We start from the raw sequence: 1,065 nt of genomic DNA, 5'->3' as shown, positions 1-1,065 counted from the left end.
CAGCATCGCGGTTTCCGTCCTGCCACCGATTTTCGGCCAGAAGCGCGGTCCCTGCCGCTACCGCTGGGTCGGCATGAGCTTCGAGCCAAGCCGGCGATCCTCCGGTGGCGGCTGGTCGTCGGGAAGCTCCGGCGGCGGTTGGTCTTCGGGAGGCGTCGGTGGCGGCTTTTCCGGTGGCGGCGGCTCGTCCGGCGGCGGCGGCTCGTCGGGAAGCTGGGGACGGCATGACGATCCGCACCATCAGCCTATCGAAACCCGGCCGCTTCGCCTCAGTCGTCCTGATGGCTGTGGCCGTGCTGTTCTCCTGCTTCTCGGCTTCTGCCGCCGACCTGCCGGCGCTGACGGGCCGTGTCGTCGACAATGCCGGCATCATCGATGCCGCGACCAGGGCGTCGCTGACCCGGAAGCTCGCCGATTTCCAGACAAAAGGCTCCGACCAGATCGTCGTCGCGACGATCCCCAGCCTTGATGGCGAGGAGATCGAGCCCTACGCCAACCGGCTGTTCCGCTTCTGGAAACTCGGCCAGGCCAAGGAAAACAACGGCGTCCTGCTGCTGGTGGCCCAGAACGATCGCAAGATGCGCATCGAGGTGGGCTATGGCCTTGAAGGCACGCTGACCGACCTGCATACCAAGCTGATCATCGAAAACGACATGGTGCCGGCCTTCCGCGCTGGCGATTTCTCCGGCGGGATCAGAAAGGCCGTCGACGACATGATCATGGTGCTGGAAGGCAATCCGGAGGAGCTGGAGGCACGCGGCCACCGTAATCCCGCTGACAACAGCATTTCTATCGACCCAATATTCGCGGTGTTCCTGATCCTGTGGGCGACGATGTTCTTCGGCGGGATGGCGATGGCATTCCTGCCGCCGATGTTCGGCACAAAGCTGTCGCCGGGCGTGTACAAATGGCTGGGCATGACCTTTCGCTACGGCCGCGGACCGAGCGGGTCGGGCGGCAGGAGCGGCTGGACAACGGGTTCGTCGTCGGGCGGCGGCTGGTCGTCGGGAAGTTCGAGCAGGGGCTGGTCTTCGGGGGCCAGCAGCGGTGGCGGTTTTTCCGGCG

1 protein-coding gene and 1 pseudogene are annotated in these 1,065 nt (G+C 65.4%); both read left to right on the top strand.

What is annotated here, in order from left to right; translation table 11 throughout:
• Positions 1–217: pseudogene (locus tag NKJ06_RS35515) on the top strand (TPM domain-containing protein); the annotation flags it as partial.
• Between the two features lie 64 nt (positions 218–281).
• Positions 282–1,065, top strand: a 784-nt coding sequence (locus NKJ06_RS35510; RefSeq protein WP_502905681.1) for a TPM domain-containing protein, incomplete at its 3' end; no start/stop codon positions are given.

Origin of the sequence: Mesorhizobium sp. M0293 (genome assembly GCF_040321735.1) — a bacterium.
Lineage (GTDB): Bacteria > Pseudomonadota > Alphaproteobacteria > Rhizobiales > Rhizobiaceae > Mesorhizobium.
Note: the sequence above shows the minus strand (reverse complement) of the source record. Positions and strands in the feature narration are given on the sequence as shown.